The following is a 20175-nucleotide window of genomic DNA, read 5'->3' as shown; positions in this document are numbered from 1 at the left end:
TGTCAGTTCCGCTTACTTCTTCAGCGCTTGCGCTGCACGACGCGGACCCTTGCGGGTACGTGCGTTCGTACGCGTACGCTGACCGCGCATCGGCAGGCCCTTGCGATGACGGACGCCACGGTAGCAACCGAGGTCCATCAGGCGCTTGATGTTCATCGTCACTTCACGGCGCAGATCGCCTTCGACGACAAACTTGCCTACTTCTTCACGCAGCTTTTCCAGGTCTGCGTCGGTCAGATCCTTGACCTTCTTCGAAAAATCGACGCCAGCTGCCACGCAGATGCTGCGCGAACGGGTGCGGCCGACACCAAAGATAGCCGTCAGGCCGATCTCGGTGTGCTGGTGATTCGGGATGTTAACCCCTGCGATACGAGCCATTGTTTTTCCTCAAACAAAAAGCGCAAACAAACGCGCGGTCAGCCTTGGCGCTGCTTGTGGCGCGGATCCGAGCTGCAGATCACGCGAACGACGCCTTTGCGCTTGATGATCTTGCAATTGCGGCAAATGCGCTTAACCGATGCCATCACTTTCATGATAATACCCTTTTTTCAAATCACTTCGCCCGGAACACGATCCGTGCACGAGACAGATCGTAAGGCGTCAATTCAACCGTCACCTTGTCGCCAGGCAGAATGCGGATGTAGTGCATCCGCATCTTCCCGGAAATATGCCCCAATACGACATGGCCGTTTTCCAGCTTCACACGGAAGGTCGCATTCGGGAGGTTTTCAATCACCTCACCCTGCATCTGGATTACATCGTCTTTGGCCATAGTCCTTTCAACGCATCGGGATGTTGCCGCCCTTGAAGTTGGCCTTCTTGAGCAGCGACTCATACTGTTGCGACATAACGTACGACTGCACCTGCGCCATAAAGTCCATCGTGACGACGACAATGATCAGCAGCGACGTTCCACCAAAATAAAACGGCACGTTCCAGCGCAGCACCAGGAATTCCGGCAGCAGACACACGAAGACGATGTAGATCGCACCGGCCAGCGTCAGACGCGTGAGGATGCGGTCGATATATCGCGCGGTCTGATCGCCCGGACGGATGCCCGGAACAAACGCGCCGCTCTTCTTCAGGTTGTCCGCGGTCTCCCTGCTGTTAAACACCAGTGCGGTGTAGAAGAAGCAGAAAAACACGATTGCCAGCGTGTACAGCAGCACGTAAACCGGCTGGCCCGGCTTCAGCGCTTCCGCAACGTTATGCAACGTATTGGAAATCCAGCTTCCCGTCGGCTGACCGGTACTGAACCAGCCGAGAATCGTTGCCGGGAACAGAATGATCGACGATGCAAAGATCGGCGGAATCACGCCCGACATGTTCAGCTTCAGCGGCAGATGCGACGACTGCCCACCGTAGATCTTGTTGCCGACCTGACGCTTCGCGTAGTTCACGAGGATCTTGCGCTGACCGCGTTCGATGAACACGACCAGGTAAGTCACCGCGGCGATCAGAACGACGATGATGATCGCCGAAATGATGCTCATCGAACCCGTACGCACCAGCTCGAACAACCCACCCACGGCATTCGGGAACCCTGCTGCGATCCCGCCGAAGATGATGATCGAGATACCGTTGCCCAGACCACGCTCGGTAATCTGCTCGCCGAGCCACATCAGGAACATCGTGCCCGTAACCAGCGTCACGACCGTCGTCAGACGGAACAGCATGCCGGGATCGATGACGAGGCCCGGCTGGTTTTCCAGCGCGGCCGCGATACCGAATGCCTGGAAGGTCGCGAGCACCACGGTGAAATACCGCGTGTACTGCGTGATCTTCCGTTGCCCTGCCTGCCCTTCCTTCTTCAGCGCCTCGAGCTGCGGCGAAACGATCGCCAGCAACTGCATGATGATCGACGCCGAGATGTACGGCATGATCCCCAGCGCAAAGATCGTGAAGCGGGATAGCGCGCCACCCGAGAACATGTTGAACATGCCCAGGATGCCGCCCGCCTGGCTCTGGAACAGCTTAGCCAGTTGATCCGGATCGATGCCCGGCACGGGAATGTGCGCGCCGATGCGATAGACGATCAGCGCCAGGAGCAGGAACATCGCTCGCCGGCGCAGATCGCCGAATTTCGCCGTGCTTCGACCGGGTTTTGCAAGACTCGGGCTGTTAGCCAAGTACCTTCTCCGATGAATGCAAGTGACGACGCGCTACGCGTGTCACTCGGCGAACGAACCGCCAGCCGCTTCGATCGCAGCGCGCGCACCCTTGGTGGCACCGAGACCCTTCACGACGATCTTGCGCTTCAGTTCGCCCGTCGCGATGATCTTTGCGCTCTTCGTCAGCTCGCCGACCAGGCCGGCTTGCTTCAGTGCGAGCAGATCGATCTCGTCGACCGGCAGCTTCTCGAGGTCGCTCAGGCGCACTTCACCGACGAATTCCTTCGTCAGCGACGTGAAGCCGCGCTTCGGCAGACGACGTTGCAGCGGCATCTGACCGCCTTCGAAACCGACTTTGTGGAAGCCGCCCGAACGCGATTTCTGACCCTTGTGACCACGGCCAGCCGTCTTGCCGAGGCCCGAACCGATGCCACGACCGACGCGACGCTTGGCGTGCTTGGCGCCAGCGGCCGGCTTCAGGTTATTCAATTCCATATCAACTCCTTGATCCGTAGGGCCGCTTACGCGATGACCTTAACGAGGTACGAGACCTTGTTGATCATGCCGCGGACCGCCGGCGTGTCCTGCAGCTCGCTAACCGAGTTGAGTCGGCGCAGGCCCAGGCCACGCACGGTCGCGCGGTGCGATTCGCGGGTCCCGATCAGGCTCTTGACGAGCTGAACCTTGACAGTTTTTTCAGACATGGTGACCACCCGGGCTTAGCCCAAAATATCTTCGACGGACTTGCCGCGCTTCGCCGCGATGTCTGCCGGGGTCGACTGCTTGCGCAGACCGTCCAGCGTGGCGCGAACGAGGTTGTACGGGTTCGTCGAACCGTGGCTCTTCGCCACGACGTTCTGAACGCCCATCACGTCGAACACTGCGCGCATCGGGCCGCCGGCGATCACACCCGTACCTGCCTTCGCCGGAGCGAGGAGGACAGCGGATGCGCCATGCTTGCCGTGCACTTCGTGTTGCAGCGTGCCGTTCTTGAGCGGCACCTTGAACATGTTGCGGCGAGCTTGTTCCATTGCCTTCTGGACAGCGACCGGCACTTCCTTCGCCTTGCCCTTGCCCATACCGATGCGGCCATCACCATCGCCAACCACGGTCAGTGCGGCGAAGCCGAGAATACGGCCACCCTTCACGACCTTGGTCACGCGATTGACCGAAATCATCTTTTCGCGAAGGCCGTCGTCGCGCTCGTCAGCCTGAACTTTCGCTTGCATCTTTGCCATGACGAATTCCTTCCTTAGAACTTGAGCCCAGCTTCGCGAGCTGCCTCAGCCAGCGCCTTGACGCGGCCGTGGTAGCGGAAGCCCGAGCGGTCGAAGGCGACGGATTCGATGCCGGCAGCCTTTGCCTTCTCGGCAATACGCTTGCCGATCAGCGTCGCGGCATTCACGTTGCCGCCCTTGCCCGACTTGTCGGCCAGTTCGGCGCGCACTTCCGCCTCGAGCGTCGACGCACTGGCGAGCACCTTGGTGCCGCAGGGCGAGAACACTTGAGCGTAGATGTGCGTGTTCGTGCGATGCACGGCGAGACGCGCGACCTGCAGCTCAGCGATCTTGATACGCGTCTGGCGAGCGCGGCGCAGGCGAGATTGAGTCTTATCCATGATTGCGCACCCTTACTTCTTCTTCGTTTCTTTGAGGATCACAACCTCGTCGGCATAACGCACGCCCTTGCCCTTGTAGGGCTCCGGCGGACGGTAACCGCGAACTTCCGCAGCTACTTGACCGACTTGTTGCTTGTTGATCCCCTTGATCACGATTTCGGTTTGCGTCGGGGTTTCAGCCTTGACGCCTTCCGGCATCTGGTGCACCACCGGGTGCGAGAAACCCAGCGACAGGTTCAGCTTGTCGCCTTGCGCTTGCGCACGGTAACCGACGCCAACCAGCGTCAGCTTGCGCTCGAAACCCTTGGTCACGCCGTGCACGGCATTCGCGATGATCGCGCGCATCGTGCCCGACAGTGCATTTGCTTCGCGGCTTTCGTCGACCGGCGCCAGATTCAGCGTGCCGTCGTTGTTCGCCACGTTCACGAGCGGATTGATCGCTTGCGTGATGGTGCCCAGCGGGCCCTTGACGGTGATAGCACCGTCGGCCAGCTTGACTTCCGCGCCTTGCAGCGCGATCGGGCTTTTACCTACTCGAGACATGTTTCTCTCTCCTCGGCTTTAAGCGACGTAGCAGATGACTTCGCCGCCGACGCCGGTAGCGCGCGCCTTGCGGTCGGTCATCACGCCCTTCGGCGTCGACACGATTGCCACACCGAGGCCGTTCATGACCTGCGGAATGTCGTTACGGCCGCGGTACACGCGCAGACCAGGCTTCGACACGCGCTCGAGGCGTTCGATGACCGGGCGACCTGCGTAGTACTTCAGCGCGATATTCAGTTCGGACTTCGCACCTTCCGCCTTCACGGCGAAATCGTCGATATAGCCTTCGTCCTTCAGGACTTGCGCGATTGCAACCTTGACCTTCGACGAGGGCATCGCGACCGATACCTTCTCGACCATCTGCGCGTTGCGGATGCGAGTCAGCATATCGGCGATAGGATCACTCATGCTCATTTACGTTTCTCCTATTACCAGCTCGCCTTGGTCAGGCCAGGAATCTCGCCACGGAATGCGATTTCACGAATCTTGTTACGCGCGAGGCCGAATTTACGGAACGTGCCACGCGGACGGCCCGTGATCGCGCAGCGGTTACGCTGGCGGGTCGGGTTTGCGTTGCGGGGCAGTTGCTGCAGCTCCAGGCGTGCTTCGTAGCGCTCTTCTTCCGACTTGCTTTGGTCTTCGACGATCGCCTTCAGCGCTTCGCGCTTTGCTGCGAACTTCGCGACCAGGCGGGCGCGCTTCTTTTCACGTTCGATCAGTGCCAGTTTAGCCACGGTAACCTCAGTTTCTGAACGGGAACTTGAAGCTGGCGAGCAGAGCCTTTGCTTCGTCGTCGGTCTTCGCAGTCGTCGTGATGCTGATGTTCAGCCCACGCAGTGCGTCGATCTTGTCGTAGTCGATTTCGGGGAAAATGATCTGCTCTTTCACACCGATGTTGTAGTTGCCACGGCCATCGAAAGCACGACCCGACACACCGCGGAAGTCACGCACGCGGGGCAGGGCGACCGTCACGAAACGGTCGAGGAATTCGTACATCGCGCGGCCACGCAGCGTCACCATCGCGCCGATGGGGTAACCCTGGCGGATCTTGAAGCCTGCGATTGCCTTGCGGGCCTTCGTGACGACCGGCTTCTGGCCGGCGATCTTCGTGAGGTCGCCAACGGCGTTCTCGATGATCTTCTTGTCAGCGATCGCTTCGCCAAGACCCATATTCAGCGTGATCTTGGTGATGCGCGGCACTTCCATGACCGACTTGTAACCGAACTTCTCGATCAGGCCGGGCACAACCTTTTCTTTGTAAAACTCTTGAAAACGAGCCATTTTTTACTCCGCTGCGTCAGGCGCTCAGTACGGCACCGGTCGTCTTCAGGAAGCGAACCTTCTTGCCTTCCTCGACCTTGATGCCAACACGCGACGCCTTGCCATTCGCGTCGACCAGTGCGACGTTCGAAATATGCAGGGGCATCGTCTTCGCTTCCACGCCGCCCGTCGTACCCTTCATCGGGTTCGGCTTCACATGCTTCTTGACGAGGTTGATACCCTCGACCGTCACATGTTCAGCACCGACAGCCAGCACGACGCCGCGCTTGCCCTTGTCCTTACCAGTGACGACGATGACTTCGTCACCTTTGCGAATCTTGTTCATCGCGACTCCTTACAGCACTTCCGGCGCCAGCGAAACGATCTTCATGAATCGTTCGCTACGCAGCTCACGCGTCACCGGCCCGAAGATACGGGTGCCGATCGGCTCGAGCTTGTTATTCAAAAGCACAGCGGCGTTGCCGTCGAACTTGATCAGCGAGCCGTCTTGACGGCGCACGCCCTTGGCGGTGCGGACCACCACGGCGTTGTAAATTTCGCCTTTCTTCACGCGCCCGCGCGGCGTTGCCTCTTTGACGCTCACCTTGATGATGTCGCCAATGCCGGCATAACGACGCTTCGAGCCGCCGAGCACCTTGATGCACAGGACTTCACGTGCACCCGTGTTGTCGGCTACTTCGAGCCGAGATTCGGTCTGGATCATGGTTTGTCTTTCCCAACTTAATCCGGATGCACCACCATGATGCATTCGGTCAGTCTTGGTCCCGTCAGCCAATCGGCTGCTTGGGTTGGAACAGCAGCGACGGCAAACGAAACCCGCCATCGCAATTCGGTGAATCTTTCGGACAGGCTGGCGCCAGTCCGCTTCCCCCACCAACTTCGCCCGCGACGGGGCTCCCATAAAGAGGGAAGACCAGGATTATAACAAATAATCCTGGTCCCGCAAGCAAAAACTTTGCGATTTCAAGCACTTCGTGAAGAAGTGCCTGTTACTGCCTACTACGCTGCCCGCTTAGATGACGCGAGCGGCTTCGACGAGGCGCGACACCGTCCAGGCCTTCGTCTTCGAAACAGGACGCGTTTCCTGGATTTCGACGAGATCGCCTTCGTTGTAGGTGTTCGCTTCATCGTGCGCGTGGTACTTCTTCGAACGCACGACATACTTGCCGTAGATCGGATGCTTGACGCGGTGCTCGATCAGCACGGTGACGGTCTTGTCCATCTTGTTGCTGACGACCCGACCGACCAGCGTCCGCTTCAGCGAGGTTTTCACGCTATCGTTCATTTCTGGTTCGCCTTCTGAGTCATGACGGTCCGCACACGTGCGATGTCGCGACGAACCTTCTTCAGCTGGCTCGTGTTCGTGAGCTGCTGGGTCGCGAGTTGCATGCGCAGGCCGAATTGCGCCTTCAGCAGGTCCGCCAGCTCCTTGTTGAGCGCGGCCTGGTCTTTCTGGAGAAGTTCGGAAGCCTTCATGTTTTCTCCTTAGGCGCCGAGCTGGCGCACGATGAATGCCGTCTTGAGCGGCAGCTTGGCTGCAGCCAGACGGAACGCTTCGCGTGCCAGTTCTTCGGTTACGCCGTCCATTTCATAGAGCATCTTGCCCGGCTGAATCTCGGCGACGTAGTACTCCGGGTTACCCTTACCGTTACCCATACGCACTTCGGCCGGCTTCTGCGAAATCGGCTTGTCCGGGAAGATCCGGATCCAGATGCGGCCGCCACGCTTGATGTGACGCGTCATTGCACGACGCGCCGCTTCAATCTGACGTGCGGTCAAACGACCGCGACCGATCGCCTTCAGGCCGAATTCACCGAACGACACTGCGTTGCCGCGCGTCGCCTTGCCGGTGTTACGACCCTTCTGCTCTTTACGATACTTTCTGCGTTTCGGTTGCAGCATCGTTATTCTCCAGTCTTGCCGTCTTCGGGCTTGCCGGCGCCGCGGCGCGGTGCGCCACGACGAGCACCCGGAGCGCCGCCTTCGCCGTCACGGCGCGGACGACGGTCGCCCGGACGCGCATTGCGACGCGGACGCTTGTCTTCGGCTACTTCTTCCACCACCGGTGCGTCGTTGCGGCCGAGCGTATCGCCCTTGTAGACCCACACCTTGACGCCGATGATCCCGTAAGTCGTCTTCGCTTCCGAAGTCGCGTAGTCGATATCAGCACGCAGCGTGTGAAGCGGCACGCGACCTTCGCGATACCACTCCGTACGAGCGATTTCGATACCGTTCAGACGGCCTGCGCTCATGATCTTGATGCCTTGGGCACCCAGACGCATCGCGTTCTGCATCGCACGCTTCATCGCGCGACGGAACATGATCCGGCGCTCGAGCTGTTGCGTGATCGAGTCAGCGATCAGCTGAGCATCGGTTTCCGGCTTGCGGATTTCCTCGATGTTGACGTGAACCGGCACGCCCATGCGGCGTTGCAGTTCCGTCTTCAGCTGTTCGATATCCTCGCCCTTCTTGCCGATGACCACGCCCGGACGCGAGCTGTAAATCGTGATGCGCGCGTTCTTGGCCGGACGCTCGATGACGACCCGACCGACCGAAGCGTTCTTCAGCTTCTTCTTCAGGTATTCACGAACACCGATGTCTTCCTGCAGCATCGCCGCGAAATTGTTGTTGTTCGCGTACCAACGCGAAGCCCAATTGCGGCTGACAGCCAGGCGGAAGCCAGTCGGATGAATTTTCTGTCCCATCGTATGGCTCCTTAATTCCCGACCGTCACAGTGATGTGACAGGATTGCTTCTCGATGCGGTTACCGCGGCCCTTGGCGCGCGCGGTGAAACGCTTGAGCGATGCAGCCTTGTCGACGTAGATGCTCGTGATCTTGAGCTCGTCGATATCAGCGCCTTCGTTGTGCTCCGCATTCGCGATTGCCGACAGCACAACCTTCTTCACGATGCCAGCCGCCTTCTTCGGCGAGAACGTCAGAACGTTCAGCGCCTTGTCGACCGGCAAACCGCGGATCTGGTCAGCCACAAGGCGCGTTTTCTGCGCCGAGATGCGGGCACCGCGATGAATTGCTTTCACTTCCATCTTGATTGCCCCTTATTTCTTGGCCTTCTTGTCGGCTGCGTGACCCTTGAACGTACGGGTCAGTGCGAACTCGCCAAGCTTGTGGCCGACCATGTTTTCCGAGATGTACACCGGAACGTGTTGACGGCCGTTGTGAACAGCGATCGTCAGGCCGATGAAATCCGGCAGAATCGTCGAGCGACGCGACCAGGTCTTGATCGGCTTTTTGTCGCGCGAAGCTGCAGCCGCCTCAACTTTCTTCAGCAAATGGGCGTCGCAGAACGGACCTTTTTTAACAGAACGTGCCATTGCCTACTCCTTAACGCTTGTGACGGCGCTGGACGATCATCGTCGTCGTGCGCTTGTTGCTGCGGGTGCGGTAACCCTTAGCCGGCGTACCCCACGGGCTCACCGGGTCGCGACCTGCAGCCGTCTTGCCCTCACCACCACCGTGCGGGTGATCGACCGGGTTCATCGCAACGCCACGCACCGTCGGGCGGATACCGCGCCAGCGGTTCGCGCCAGCCTTGCCGATCTGGCGCAGGCTATGCTCTTCGTTGCCGACTTCACCGATCGTTGCACGGCACTCGATGTGCACGCGGCGGATTTCGCCCGAACGCAGACGAACCTGCGCGTAGACGCCTTCACGCGCCAGCAGCATGGCCGACGTGCCAGCCGAACGCGCCATTTGCGCGCCCTTGCCCGGCAGCATCTCGATGCAGTGGATCGTCGTACCGACCGGAATGTTGCGGATCGGCAGCGTGTTGCCTGCACGGATCGGCGCTTCCGAACCCGACATCAGCTGTTGGCCGACGGTCAGGCCCTTCGGGGCGATGATGTAGCGACGTTCGCCGTCTGCGTAGAGCACCAGCGCGATGTTCGCGCTGCGGTTCGGGTCGTACTCGAGACGCTCGACCTTTGCCGGGATGCCATCCTTCGTGCGACGGAAATCGACGATACGATAGTGCTGCTTGTGACCACCACCCTTGTGACGCGTGGTGATACGACCGTTGTTGTTACGGCCGGCGGTCGAGCTCTGCGAGTCGAGCAGTGCCGCGAACGGCTTGCCCTGGTGCAGGTTCTTGTTGACAACCTTGACCATCGCGCGGCGACCCGGCGATGTCGGCTTAACTTTAACGATTGCCATGATTACTTGGCCTCCGCTTCAAAGTTGATTTCCTGGCCGGGCTTCAGGCAAACGTACGCCTTCTTCACGTCCTTGCGGCGGCCCATCGAACGGCCGAAGCGCTTTTGCTTGCCCTTCTGAACCAGCACGTTGACCGAATCAACTTCAACCTTGAACAGCAGCTCGACAGCCGCCTTCACTTCCTGCTTCGTGGCATCCGGTGCGACTTCGAACACGACTTGCTCGTTCTTGTCGGCAACCAGCGTCGCCTTTTCCGAGATCACCGGTGCGAGCAGGACCTGCATCAAACGATGATCGTTCTTGCGAATCTCGCTCATGACAGCAACTCCTCGATCTGGGCGACCGCAGCCTTCGTGACCAGCACTTTCTTGAAGTAGATCAGCGACAGCGGGTCAGCGTAGCGCGGCTCGACAATTGCCACGTGCGGCAGGTTGCGCGATGCCAGGTACAGGTTTTCGTCAACCGTGTCGGTGATGATCAGCACGGAGTCGAGACCCATGGTCTTGAATTTGTCGGCCAGCAGCTTGGTCTTCGGCGCTTCGAGGATGATGTCCTCGACGACCGACAGACGGCCTTCACGGGCCAGCTGCGAGAAGATCGAGCAGAGACCTGCGCGATGCATCTTCTTGTTGACCTTGTGCGAGAAGTTTTCTTCCGGCGAATTCGGGAAGATACGACCACCGCCACGCCACAACGGGCTCGACGACATACCGGCACGAGCGCGGCCCGTACCCTTCTGGCGCCACGGCTTCTTGGTCGTGTGCTTGACTTGCTCACGATCCTTCTGTGCGCGGTTACCCTGGCGAGCATTCGCCTGGTAAGCGACGACGACCTGGTGGATCAGCGCTTCGTTGTAGTCACGACCGAACACGACGTCCGATGCGTTGACCACTGCACCTTCCTGACCATTTTCGTTCAGGAGCTTGAGTTCCATTATTTCGCCCCCTTGGTCTTGACGGCCGGCGTCACGAAGACCTTGCCGCCCTTCGCGCCCGGAATCGCACCCTTCACGAGCAGCAGCTTGCGCTCTGCGTCGATACGAGCGATTTCGAGGTTCTGCACCGTCACCGTCACGTCACCCATGTGACCCGTCATGCGTTTACCCGGGAAAACACGACCCGGATCCTGCGCCATACCGATCGAGCCCGGCACGTTGTGCGAGCGCGAGTTACCGTGCGTGGCACGGCCGGAGGAGAAGTTGTAACGCTTGATCGTACCGGCGTAGCCCTTACCGATCGACACGCCTTGCACGTCGACCTTCTGGCCCACTTCGAAAAGATCTGCACCGACCACGGCGCCATTCGACAGCTCGGCTGCCTTGGCCGCGTCAATGCGGAATTCCTTGAGGATTTCACCGGCTTCGACACCGGCTTTGGCGAGATGACCTGCCAGCGGCTTCGTCACGCGCGATGCGCGGCGGGAGCCGAATGCAACCTGCACGGCCGTGTAGCCGTCGGTTTCAACAGTCTTGATCTGCGTCACGCGGTTGTCCGACACGTCCAGCACGGTGACGGGAATCGAATCCCCTTCAGCCGTGAAGATACGGGTCATGCCAACCTTGCGACCTACGAGTCCAAGGCTCATCATTTTCTCCATTCCCGACTGCGATTGGTCGGGGCTGATTTACAAAATGCCGGGCACGCAAGGCCCAACTTTTTTACGCGAATACGCGAAAAGCCAAGCAGTATAGCCCGACTTCTCGATTTCCGCAAGCAATACAAAGACTTAGCACCACCCAGCAAGCAGGACGGCGCCGGAAGCCTTACTGCAGCTTGATTTCCACGTCGACGCCAGCCGGCAGATCGAGCTTCATCAGCGCGTCAACGGTCTTGTCCGTCGGGTCGACGATGTCCATCAGGCGCTGGTGGGTGCGGATTTCGAGCTGATCGCGCGACGTCTTGTTGACGTGCGGCGAACGCAGGATGTCAAAACGCTGAATGCGCGTCGGCAGCGGCACCGGGCCACGAACGATTGCGCCAGTCCGCTTCGCGGTATCGACGATTTCGGCAGCCGATTGATCGATCAGACGATAGTCGAATGCCTTCAGGCGAATGCGGATTTTCTGTTGCTGCATGACAATTCCTTGAAAGAGCGAGGCGATGTTGCATCGCCGGACACTAAAAGAACGTGAAACATGACGCCAGCGGGGAGCGAAGCATCAGGTTCCGGACGGTACTTCCACTGCTAAGCCCGCGATTCTACACGAAATTTCGAAGCCGTGTTGCGTGTTTGTCGACGCGCGCAACGCGCCGCCGGAAAAACAAAACCGGGCGCCAGCGCAAGCTGGACACCCGGTTTCGACGGTACAACCGCGTACCGCGGGAATCGCGGACCCCGTCGGGATCCGCGGATCGTCGATATTACTCGATGATCTTGGCGACGACGCCGGCGCCGACGGTACGGCCGCCTTCGCGAATCGCGAAGCGCAGACCTTCTTCCATCGCGATCGGAGCGATCAGCTTCACCGTGATCGACACGTTGTCGCCCGGCATCACCATTTCCTTGTCCTTCGGCAGCTCGATCGAGCCCGTCACGTCCGTCGTACGGAAGTAGAACTGCGGACGGTAGTTGTTGAAGAACGGCGTGTGACGGCCGCCTTCGTCCTTGCTCAGCACGTACACTTCAGCCGTGAAGTGCGTGTGCGGCGTGATCGAACCCGGCTTCGCCAGAACCTGGCCGCGCTCCACGTCTTCACGCTTCGTGCCGCGCAGCAGGATACCGACGTTGTCGCCTGCCTGCCCTTGGTCCAGCAGCTTGCGGAACATTTCAACGCCCGTGCAGGTCGTCTTCACCGTCGGCTTGATACCGACGATTTCGATTTCCTCGCCGACCTTCACGATGCCGCGCTCGACACGACCCGTCACCACCGTACCACGGCCCGAGATCGAGAACACGTCTTCCACCGGCATCAGGAACGCGCCGTCAACTGCACGCTCCGGCGTCGGGATGTACGTGTCCAGCGCGTCGGCCAGGCTCATGATCGCCACTTCGCCCAGCTCGCCCGTGTCGCCTTCCAGCGCCAGCTTCGCCGAACCCTTCACGATCGGCGTGTCGTCGCCCGGGAAGTCGTACTTCGACAGGAGCTCGCGAACTTCCATCTCGACCAGCTCGAGCAGTTCCGCGTCGTCCACCATGTCGCACTTGTTCAGGAACACGATGATGTACGGAACGCCAACCTGACGGGCCAGCAGGATGTGCTCGCGCGTTTGCGGCATCGGGCCGTCTGCTGCCGAGCAAACCAGGATCGCGCCGTCCATCTGCGCTGCGCCCGTGATCATGTTCTTCACATAGTCAGCGTGGCCCGGGCAGTCGACGTGAGCGTAGTGGCGGTTAGCCGTTTCGTACTCGACGTGTGCCGTGTTGATCGTGATGCCGCGCGCCTTTTCTTCCGGTGCCGCGTCGATCTGGTCGTATGCCTTCGCTTCGCCGCCGAACTTCTTCGTCAGAACCGTCGTGATCGCTGCCGTCAGCGTCGTCTTGCCGTGGTCAACGTGACCAATCGTACCAACGTTCACGTGCGGCTTGGTCCGCTCAAATTTACCCTTGGCCATTTTCGACTCCCAAAAGGAATTTCACAGGTTGCGCCGCGCGCAAACAAGACACTGACTTTTAACTGCTGGTGCCCATGGGCAGGATCGAACTGCCGACCTCTCCCTTACCAAGGGAGTGCTCTACCACTGAGCCACATGGGCGCTACGCTTCAACTTAGCGATCTGGAGCGGGTGAAGGGAATCGAACCCTCGTCGTAAGCTTGGAAGGCTTCTGCTCTACCATTGAGCTACACCCGCACGGGCCACTAACGATTCCTTGCCGCTCACTGCGCTGATATCTTGGTGGAGGAGGTTGGATTCGAACCAACGTAGGCGTAAGCCAACAGATTTACAGTCTGCCCCCTTTAGCCACTCGGGCACCCCTCCGTAGAGAACTGACGATTATGGGGGTGCATCGCACTCCTGTCAAGCACATCCGGAAGATTATTTTCATTCTCTTCCCGACTTCCGCTTCCCGCCGATCCCCGCCCTCGCCCGGCTAAGGCAAGCGCGAGATGTTGCCGATCGGCGCCACATCTTCGTCAGACTCCGCCTTCAACGCCGATCTGCATCTGCGCTGAAAACGAAAGACCGCCATCATACGACCTCTTTCGCACAATGCCAAGCGGATAGGCACAAATTTTCCGCAACTTTCGTGCCGGGCCGGTTTGGCGAGCTGGCTGGCGGTTGCTCGCAGGAGGTTCGGTGGTGCTTCCGGCGCGAAACGAAGGCCCTACAGAGGCGCTGCAGGCGGTACCGCAGCTCGATCCGGGCGCCGCGTGCGGGCAAGGCTTTCGCCCTCCCTGGCAATTGCGGTGGGCGGAGCTCCATCAACGAATTTGATCACTGCTGCGTTCAACGGCTTCCCCGGTAGGCACGATAAGCAGTTGGGATCCGGGGGTACGCCAAGGATTCGCTGCGATAAGCCGACCAGAATACCGACATTGGGCAGCTTGCACGACGGAACGAAGCGGCGCCGAGCCGCAGAAGACTCGAAGCGGCGGCAGCAAGGTTATGGAGAGCCTGGCCTGGCTGCACGTCGCCGCCAAGTAACGACTCCAAACACATCGAGGCATGCGGAAGCGCCGGATTCATCCTGCGGGACGTCGGCAGGCCATCGCGACGATTCTTCGGTTGGACCGCTTGCCAGCCTACGTGCGCCCGCCCCACGCATCCAGGCAACGAGCGTTGGCTTCAACAGTTGATATGCCACAAGCGCTGAGCATGCCTCTTACGATCCGCGGTGACGCGTCAGCCAAGGCTTGCTGTCGGACCTTCCAATCGACGTCGAACGGCGCGCTACCGGAGCGGTGGCATGTGCAGCCTCAACCCCGAAGAACGTCGTTACGGAGCAAGCGGGCGCATGGAGGTTTGTAGCGGGGCAAGGAGGGCGACTCGAGACGGCGCTCCCTTCGTCCAGCTGATACGAATGTCCGCCGGATTCGCCCTTCGCTCGGGTCGCTTCTTGCCGCGACTCAAGCGTGGGCGTGTTGCTAGACTCTTTCAAGGCAAGTACGGCGAGTTGGATCGAAAACGGCGCTTGATAGCAATATCGCGCCTCTCTAGCGCAGTTCGGTCGCGCGAATTCATGCGACGAGGAACCAGAAGCGGCGACATCCTTTCCGCCCTTGCCAACAACGCGGGGAAGACAGCAGATCGAGCGCAAGGCCCATTCCGCTGCCACACGACATATATCGATCTTCGCAGAAAATAGGCTCAATACACCGGTGATCAGCACATGTTGATCGATTATCGGCTGACGAGGGCTAGCCGCGCCTGCCCGCGGTCGGCGTCGAGCAAGGCTGGACGGATGGTTGTCCTAGGGAAGTCGCCAAGGCGATTTCCCATGGCGGATCTGATGGCCCTACGGGAGCGAACAAGAGACAGGAGGAGGGCGACTTCAGCAACACCGGCTACGGGCATGCGGACATGCGGACACCCCGATAAGCGGGGTGCATGTTGCGCCAATCTCGTGGACGCGTTCTGGCTCGAGTCAACGTCTTCGACACCCGGCTCGTGCCAAACAGCGCTTCGCCGGGCCAAGTGCATTTCCGCCGCGCCAATGCAAAAACCCCCGCCTTTTTGGGCGGGGGTTTCTGGCTTAGGGAGCCTGACGATTACCTACTTTCACACGGGAATCCGCACTATCATCGGCGTAGAGTCGTTTCACGGTCCTGTTCGGGATGGGAAGGGGTGGGACCGACTCGCTATGGTCATCAGGCAAAGAGGGTTGTTCTGCTGGCGCGGCCAACAGAACCAATCTGGGAAGAAGCAGTAATTTTGAGTTGTGAGCTGTATCTCACACGTACGCGGTACTTCAACCGTCGTACGTCGAGTGCCTTGCACTCGACGCTCGATGTCCGTAAGCGCTAAAGCGCTAACGGGCATCGAGACAGACTTGTTATAGGATCAAGCCTTACGGGCAATTAGTATCAGTTAGCTGAACGCATTACTGCGCTTACACACCTGACCTATCAACGTCCTGGTCTCGAACGACCCTTCAAGGGGATCTAGTCCCCAGGGATATCTCATCTTAAGGCGAGTTTCCCGCTTAGATGCTTTCAGCGGTTATCTCTTCCGAACATAGCTACCCGGCGATGCCACTGGCGTGACAACCGGTACACCAGAGGTTCGTCCACTCCGGTCCTCTCGTACTAGGAGCAGCCCCCTTCAAATATCCAACGCCCACGGCAGATAGGGACCAAACTGTCTCACGACGTTTTAAACCCAGCTCACGTACCTCTTTAAATGGCGAACAGCCATACCCTTGGGACCGGCTACAGCCCCAGGATGAGATGAGCCGACATCGAGGTGCCAAACACCGCCGTCGATATGAACTCTTGGGCGGTATCAGCCTGTTATCCCCAGAGTACCTTTTATCCGTTGAGCGATGGCCCTTCCATACAGAACCACCGGATCACTATGACCTGCTTTCGCACCTGCTCGACTTGTCGGTCTCGCAGTTAAGCACGCTTATGCCATTGCACTATCAGCACGATTTCCGACCGTACCTAGCGTACCTTCGTACTCCTCCGTTACGCTTTGGGAGGAGACCGCCCCAGTCAAACTGCCTACCATGCACTGTCCCCGACCCGGATCACGGGCCAAGGTTAGAACCTCAAACAAACCAGGGTGGTATTTCAAGGACGGCTCCACCGAAACTAGCGTTCCGGTTTCATAGCCTCCCACCTATCCTACACAGATCGGTTCAAAGTCCAATGCAAAGCTACAGTAAAGGTTCATGGGGTCTTTCCGTCTAGCCGCGGGTAGATTGCATCATCACAAACACTTCAACTTCGCTGAGTCTCGGGAGGAGACAGTGTGGCCATCGTTACGCCATTCGTGCAGGTCGGAACTTACCCGACAAGGAATTTCGCTACCTTAGGACCGTTATAGTTACGGCCGCCGTTTACCGGGACTTCAATCAAGAGCTTGCACCCCATCATTTAATCTTCCGGCACCGGGCAGGCGTCACACCCTATACGTCCACTTTCGTGTTTGCAGAGTGCTGTGTTTTTATTAAACAGTCGCAGCCACCAGTTTATTGCAACCCCTTCACCCTCTGCCCGCAGGGGCATCAAGCTACAAGGGCGTACCTTATCCCGAAGTTACGGTACCAATTTGCCGAGTTCCTTCTCCCGAGTTCTCTCAAGCGCCTTAGAATACTCATCTCGCCCACCTGTGTCGGTTTGCGGTACGGTCATCGTTAGACTGAAGCTTAGAGGCTTTTCTTGGAACCACTTCCAATTGCTTCGCTCCCGAAGGAGCTCGCGCCACACCCTTGAATTACGCGCCCGGATTTGCCTAAGCGCCTTCTCCAATGCAGCGACCGGGACTTCCAACACCCGGACAACCTTCCGCGATCCGTCCCCCCATCGCATCTAACAATGGTGCAGGAATATTGACCTGCTTCCCATCAGCTACGCATTTCTGCCTCGCCTTAGGGGCCGACTCACCCTACGCCGATGAACGTTGCGTAGGAAACCTTGGGCTTACGGCGAGGGGGCCTTTCACCCCCTTTATCGCTACTCATGTCAGCATTCGCACTTCCGATACCTCCAGCACCCTTTACAAGGCACCTTCGCAGGCTTACGGAACGCTCTCCTACCATGCGTGCAAAGCACGCATCCGCAGCTTCGGTATATAGCTTAGCCCCGTTACATCTTCCGCGCAGGACGACTCGATCAGTGAGCTATTACGCTTTCTTTAAAGGGTGGCTGCTTCTAAGCCAACCTCCTGACTGTTTTAGCCTTCCCACTTCGTTTCCCACTTAGCTATATTTGGGGACCTTAGCTGGCGGTCTGGGTTGTTTCCCTCTTGACACCGGACGTTAGCACCCGATGTCTGTCTCCCGTGATTGCACTCTTCGGTATTCGGAGTTTGCTATGGCGGGGTAATCTGCAATAGACCCCCCAACCATGACAGTGCTCTACCCCCGAAGGTGAGACACGAGGCACTACCTAAATAGTTTTCGGAGAGAACCAGCTATTTCCAGGTTTGTTTAGCCTTTCACCCCTATCCACAGCTCATCCCCTAACTTTTCAACGTTAGTGGGTTCGGACCTCCAGTACGTGTTACCGCACCTTCATCCTGGCCATGGATAGATCACCTGGTTTCGGGTCTACGCCCAGCAACTGAACGCCCTATTCGGACTCGCTTTCGCTACGCCTGCCCTATACGGTTAAGCTTGCTACTGAACGTAAGTCGCTGACCCATTATACAAAAGGTACGCCGTCACCCCTTACGAGGCTCCGACTGTTTGTATGCATGCGGTTTCAGGATCTATTTCACTCCCCTCCCGGGGTTCTTTTCACCTTTCCCTCACGGTACTGGTTCACTATCGGTCGATCACGAGTATTTAGCCTTGGAGGATGGTCCCCCCATCTTCAGACAGGATTTCACGTGTCCCGCCCTACTTGTCGCACACCTAGTTCTTTCATACTGTTTTCGCCTACAGGGCTATCACCTGCTATGGCCGCACTTTCCAGAGCGTTCGGCTAACAATACAAATAAAGAGTGCAAGGCTCATCCCATTTCGCTCGCCACTACTTTGGGAATCTCGGTTGATTTCTTTTCCTGCGGTTACTTAGATGTTTCAGTTCACCGCGTTCGCTTCACTGGACCTATGTATTCAGTCCAGGATGACCCAAAAGGGCCGGGTTTCCCCATTCGGACATCTACGGATCAAAGCTCGTTTGCCAGCTCCCCGTAGCTTTTCGCAGGCTACCGCGTCCTTCATCGCCTGTGATCGCCAAGGCATCCACCACATGCACTTGTTCGCTTGACCCTATAACGAGTCTGTCTCATCTTTCGACGCTACAGTCGCTACAGGTTGAGTTCTCGCGTTGTGCCGTATTCCAATTGAGTCAAACTTAGAGTTCGAATCATCTTGAGATACATCGATACAATCACAACCCGGATAACTTCCACGTCCATCTCAAGACGCTTCCGCTATCCAAATTACTTACTTCTTCCAGATTGTTAAAGAACGACAGCCGATATCGTTTGATATCCTCTGACTGGCTCAATCGCCAATGCAAAATTCTCGGTTCAGTCTCTGAACCAAGCCCTTAGCGTTGGTGATTGGTGGAGGCAGACGGGATCGAACCGACGACCCCCTGCTTGCAAAGCAGGTGCTCTCCCAGCTGAGCTATGCCCCCATTGAGTACAGATGCCTCAGGTGTGTTACCGCCAGACAATGGTGGGTCTGGTTGGATTCGAACCAACGACCCCCGCCTTATCAAGACGGTGCTCTAACCGACTGAGCTACAGACCCCTGAGTCTGTCTTTAATTTACAGCCGATAAGCGTGAGCGCTCAACTTNCGCGAGATAGCTCTGGAAAGGAGGTGATCCAGCCGCACCTTCCGATACGGCTACCTTGTTACGACTTCACCCCAGTCATGAATCCTACCGTGGTGACCGTCCTCCTTGCGGTTAGACTAGCCACTTCTGGTAAAACCCACTCCCATGGTGTGACGGGCGGTGTGTACAAGACCCGGGAACGTATTCACCGCGGCATGCTGATCCGCGATTACTAGCGATTCCAGCTTCATGCACTCGAGTTGCAGAGTGCAATCCGGACTACGATCGGTTTTCTGGGATTAGCTCCCCCTCGCGGGTTGGCAACCCTCTGTTCCGACCATTGTATGACGTGTGAAGCCCTACCCATAAGGGCCATGAGGACTTGACGTCATCCCCACCTTCCTCCGGTTTGTCACCGGCAGTCTCCTTAGAGTGCTCTTGCGTAGCAACTAAGGACAAGGGTTGCGCTCGTTGCGGGACTTAACCCAACATCTCACGACACGAGCTGACGACAGCCATGCAGCACCTGTGCGCCGGTTCTCTTTCGAGCACTCCCGCCTCTCAGCAGGATTCCGACCATGTCAAGGGTAGGTAAGGTTTTTCGCGTTGCATCGAATTAATCCACATCATCCACCGCTTGTGCGGGTCCCCGTCAATTCCTTTGAGTTTTAATCTTGCGACCGTACTCCCCAGGCGGTCAACTTCACGCGTTAGCTACGTTACTAAGGAAATGAATCCCCAACAACTAGTTGACATCGTTTAGGGCGTGGACTACCAGGGTATCTAATCCTGTTTGCTCCCCACGCTTTCGTGCATGAGCGTCAGTATTGGCCCAGGGGGCTGCCTTCGCCATCGGTATTCCTCCACATCTCTACGCATTTCACTGCTACACGTGGAATTCTACCCCCCTCTGCCATACTCTAGCCTGCCAGTCACCAATGCAGTTCCCAGGTTGAGCCCGGGGATTTCACATCGGTCTTAGCAAACCGCCTGCGCACGCTTTACGCCCAGTAATTCCGATTAACGCTCGCACCCTACGTATTACCGCGGCTGCTGGCACGTAGTTAGCCGGTGCTTATTCTTCCGGTACCGTCATCCCCCGGCTATATTAGAACCA

Annotated in this window: 26 protein-coding genes, 5 tRNA genes and 3 rRNA genes (1 of these 34 only partly in view); all 34 read right to left on the bottom strand. The window is 58.2% G+C overall.

What is annotated here, in order from left to right:
* Positions 1–12 precede the first annotated feature (12 nt).
* Positions 13–378, bottom strand: a complete 366-nt coding sequence (rpsM, locus tag HWX09_RS11885; RefSeq protein ID WP_006477178.1) for a 30S ribosomal protein S13 — start codon at positions 376–378, stop codon at positions 13–15.
* A gap of 38 nt (positions 379–416) precedes the next feature.
* Complete coding sequence (rpmJ, locus tag HWX09_RS11880; RefSeq protein ID WP_004199844.1) at positions 417–533, bottom strand: 50S ribosomal protein L36; 117 nt, start codon at positions 531–533, stop codon at positions 417–419.
* A gap of 20 nt (positions 534–553) precedes the next feature.
* On the bottom strand, positions 554–772 hold the full coding sequence (gene infA / locus HWX09_RS11875; protein ID WP_004521905.1) for a translation initiation factor IF-1: 219 nt from the start codon (positions 770–772) through the stop codon (positions 554–556).
* A 7-nt stretch (positions 773–779) separates the two neighbouring features.
* Positions 780–2129 (bottom strand): preprotein translocase subunit SecY, encoded by a 1350-nt coding sequence (secY, locus tag HWX09_RS11870; protein ID WP_011655761.1) that lies wholly within the window; start codon positions 2127–2129, stop codon positions 780–782.
* A gap of 42 nt (positions 2130–2171) precedes the next feature.
* Positions 2172–2606, bottom strand: a complete 435-nt coding sequence (gene rplO, locus HWX09_RS11865) for a 50S ribosomal protein L15 (protein ID WP_006477180.1) — start codon at positions 2604–2606, stop codon at positions 2172–2174.
* 26 nt (positions 2607–2632) lie between these two features.
* Entirely contained in the window at positions 2633–2815 is a 183-nt protein-coding gene (gene rpmD / locus HWX09_RS11860) for a 50S ribosomal protein L30 (RefSeq protein WP_006400644.1), read from the bottom strand.
* A gap of 15 nt (positions 2816–2830) precedes the next feature.
* A complete protein-coding gene (gene rpsE / locus HWX09_RS11855) occupies positions 2831–3349 on the bottom strand; it encodes a 30S ribosomal protein S5 (RefSeq protein WP_006752931.1) in 519 nt (172 codons plus the stop codon).
* 14 nt (positions 3350–3363) lie between these two features.
* Entirely contained in the window at positions 3364–3729 is a 366-nt protein-coding gene (gene rplR, locus HWX09_RS11850; protein ID WP_006477183.1) for a 50S ribosomal protein L18, read from the bottom strand.
* A 12-nt stretch (positions 3730–3741) separates the two neighbouring features.
* On the bottom strand, positions 3742–4272 hold the full coding sequence (gene rplF / locus HWX09_RS11845) for a 50S ribosomal protein L6 (protein ID WP_027783304.1): 531 nt from the start codon (positions 4270–4272) through the stop codon (positions 3742–3744).
* An 18-nt stretch (positions 4273–4290) separates the two neighbouring features.
* Complete coding sequence (gene rpsH / locus HWX09_RS11840; RefSeq protein WP_006477185.1) at positions 4291–4686, bottom strand: 30S ribosomal protein S8; 396 nt, start codon at positions 4684–4686, stop codon at positions 4291–4293.
* A 14-nt stretch (positions 4687–4700) separates the two neighbouring features.
* Positions 4701–5006, bottom strand: coding sequence for a 30S ribosomal protein S14 (gene rpsN, locus HWX09_RS11835; protein ID WP_006482884.1), 306 nt, complete (start codon positions 5004–5006; stop codon positions 4701–4703).
* Between the two features lie 7 nt (positions 5007–5013).
* Positions 5014–5553 carry a 50S ribosomal protein L5 gene (gene rplE, locus HWX09_RS11830; protein ID WP_006482882.1) on the bottom strand — a complete coding sequence of 180 codons (540 nt, stop codon included), beginning with the start codon at positions 5551–5553 and terminating at the stop codon, positions 5014–5016.
* Between the two features lie 16 nt (positions 5554–5569).
* Positions 5570–5878 carry a 50S ribosomal protein L24 gene (gene rplX / locus HWX09_RS11825; RefSeq protein ID WP_006477187.1) on the bottom strand — a complete coding sequence of 103 codons (309 nt, stop codon included), beginning with the start codon at positions 5876–5878 and terminating at the stop codon, positions 5570–5572.
* 9 nt (positions 5879–5887) lie between these two features.
* Complete coding sequence (gene rplN, locus HWX09_RS11820; protein WP_006482918.1) at positions 5888–6256, bottom strand: 50S ribosomal protein L14; 369 nt, start codon at positions 6254–6256, stop codon at positions 5888–5890.
* Positions 6257–6565: 309 nt separating this feature from the next.
* Positions 6566–6838 (bottom strand): 30S ribosomal protein S17, encoded by a 273-nt coding sequence (rpsQ, locus tag HWX09_RS11815; protein ID WP_006477189.1) that lies wholly within the window; start codon positions 6836–6838, stop codon positions 6566–6568.
* Positions 6835–7029 carry a 50S ribosomal protein L29 gene (rpmC, locus tag HWX09_RS11810; RefSeq protein WP_006400652.1) on the bottom strand — a complete coding sequence of 65 codons (195 nt, stop codon included), beginning with the start codon at positions 7027–7029 and terminating at the stop codon, positions 6835–6837. The genes rpsQ and rpmC overlap by 4 nt, the downstream gene beginning before the upstream one ends.
* 9 nt (positions 7030–7038) lie before the next feature.
* Positions 7039–7455 (bottom strand): 50S ribosomal protein L16, encoded by a 417-nt coding sequence (gene rplP, locus HWX09_RS11805; RefSeq protein WP_006482873.1) that lies wholly within the window; start codon positions 7453–7455, stop codon positions 7039–7041.
* A 2-nt stretch (positions 7456–7457) separates the two neighbouring features.
* Positions 7458–8258 (bottom strand): 30S ribosomal protein S3, encoded by an 801-nt coding sequence (gene rpsC / locus HWX09_RS11800; RefSeq protein ID WP_006482899.1) that lies wholly within the window; start codon positions 8256–8258, stop codon positions 7458–7460.
* 11 nt (positions 8259–8269) lie between these two features.
* On the bottom strand, positions 8270–8599 hold the full coding sequence (gene rplV, locus HWX09_RS11795; RefSeq protein WP_007730533.1) for a 50S ribosomal protein L22: 330 nt from the start codon (positions 8597–8599) through the stop codon (positions 8270–8272).
* A gap of 12 nt (positions 8600–8611) precedes the next feature.
* Positions 8612–8887, bottom strand: a complete 276-nt coding sequence (gene rpsS, locus HWX09_RS11790) for a 30S ribosomal protein S19 (RefSeq protein ID WP_004199273.1) — start codon at positions 8885–8887, stop codon at positions 8612–8614.
* A gap of 10 nt (positions 8888–8897) precedes the next feature.
* The gene (gene rplB, locus HWX09_RS11785; RefSeq protein WP_006482900.1) at positions 8898–9725 is read right to left on the bottom strand and encodes a 50S ribosomal protein L2; all 828 of its coding nucleotides are present in this window, start codon (positions 9723–9725) and stop codon (positions 8898–8900) included.
* A gap of 2 nt (positions 9726–9727) precedes the next feature.
* A complete protein-coding gene (rplW, locus tag HWX09_RS11780; protein ID WP_004199275.1) occupies positions 9728–10042 on the bottom strand; it encodes a 50S ribosomal protein L23 in 315 nt (104 codons plus the stop codon).
* Positions 10039–10659 (bottom strand): 50S ribosomal protein L4, encoded by a 621-nt coding sequence (gene rplD / locus HWX09_RS11775; RefSeq protein WP_006477192.1) that lies wholly within the window; start codon positions 10657–10659, stop codon positions 10039–10041. The genes rplW and rplD overlap by 4 nt, the downstream gene beginning before the upstream one ends.
* A complete protein-coding gene (rplC, locus tag HWX09_RS11770; RefSeq protein WP_006482922.1) occupies positions 10659–11309 on the bottom strand; it encodes a 50S ribosomal protein L3 in 651 nt (216 codons plus the stop codon). Before rplC ends, rplD begins: the two co-directional genes overlap by 1 nt.
* A 178-nt stretch (positions 11310–11487) precedes the next feature.
* Positions 11488–11799: a 30S ribosomal protein S10 gene (rpsJ, locus tag HWX09_RS11765; RefSeq protein WP_004199280.1), complete on the bottom strand. Its 312-nt coding sequence runs from the start codon at positions 11797–11799 to the stop codon at positions 11488–11490.
* A gap of 286 nt (positions 11800–12085) precedes the next feature.
* Positions 12086–13276, bottom strand: coding sequence for an elongation factor Tu (gene tuf, locus HWX09_RS11760; protein ID WP_011350666.1), 1191 nt, complete (start codon positions 13274–13276; stop codon positions 12086–12088).
* Positions 13277–13342: 66 nt separating this feature from the next.
* Positions 13343–13417, bottom strand: a tRNA-Thr gene (locus HWX09_RS11755).
* 22 nt (positions 13418–13439) lie between these two features.
* Positions 13440–13513, bottom strand: a tRNA-Gly gene (locus tag HWX09_RS11750).
* 43 nt (positions 13514–13556) lie between these two features.
* Positions 13557–13642 (bottom strand) — tRNA-Tyr (locus tag HWX09_RS11745).
* A gap of 1721 nt (positions 13643–15363) precedes the next feature.
* Positions 15364–15476, bottom strand: a 5S ribosomal RNA gene (gene rrf / locus HWX09_RS11740).
* 184 nt (positions 15477–15660) lie between these two features.
* Positions 15661–18542 (bottom strand): 23S ribosomal RNA (locus tag HWX09_RS11735).
* A 297-nt stretch (positions 18543–18839) separates the two neighbouring features.
* A tRNA-Ala gene (locus HWX09_RS11730) sits at positions 18840–18915 on the bottom strand.
* A gap of 39 nt (positions 18916–18954) precedes the next feature.
* A tRNA-Ile gene (locus tag HWX09_RS11725) sits at positions 18955–19031 on the bottom strand.
* A gap of 64 nt (positions 19032–19095) precedes the next feature.
* A 16S ribosomal RNA gene (locus tag HWX09_RS11720) occupies positions 19096–20175 on the bottom strand (it continues 462 nt past the right edge of the window).
* Together the 16S, 23S and 5S rRNA genes with 2 tRNA genes alongside form the textbook arrangement of a ribosomal RNA operon.

Source organism: Burkholderia sp. BCC1208 (assembly GCF_902833095.1).
GTDB lineage: Bacteria > Pseudomonadota > Gammaproteobacteria > Burkholderiales > Burkholderiaceae > Burkholderia.
The sequence above is the reverse complement of the archived record's forward strand: the minus strand, read 5'-3'. Positions and strand labels throughout refer to the sequence as shown.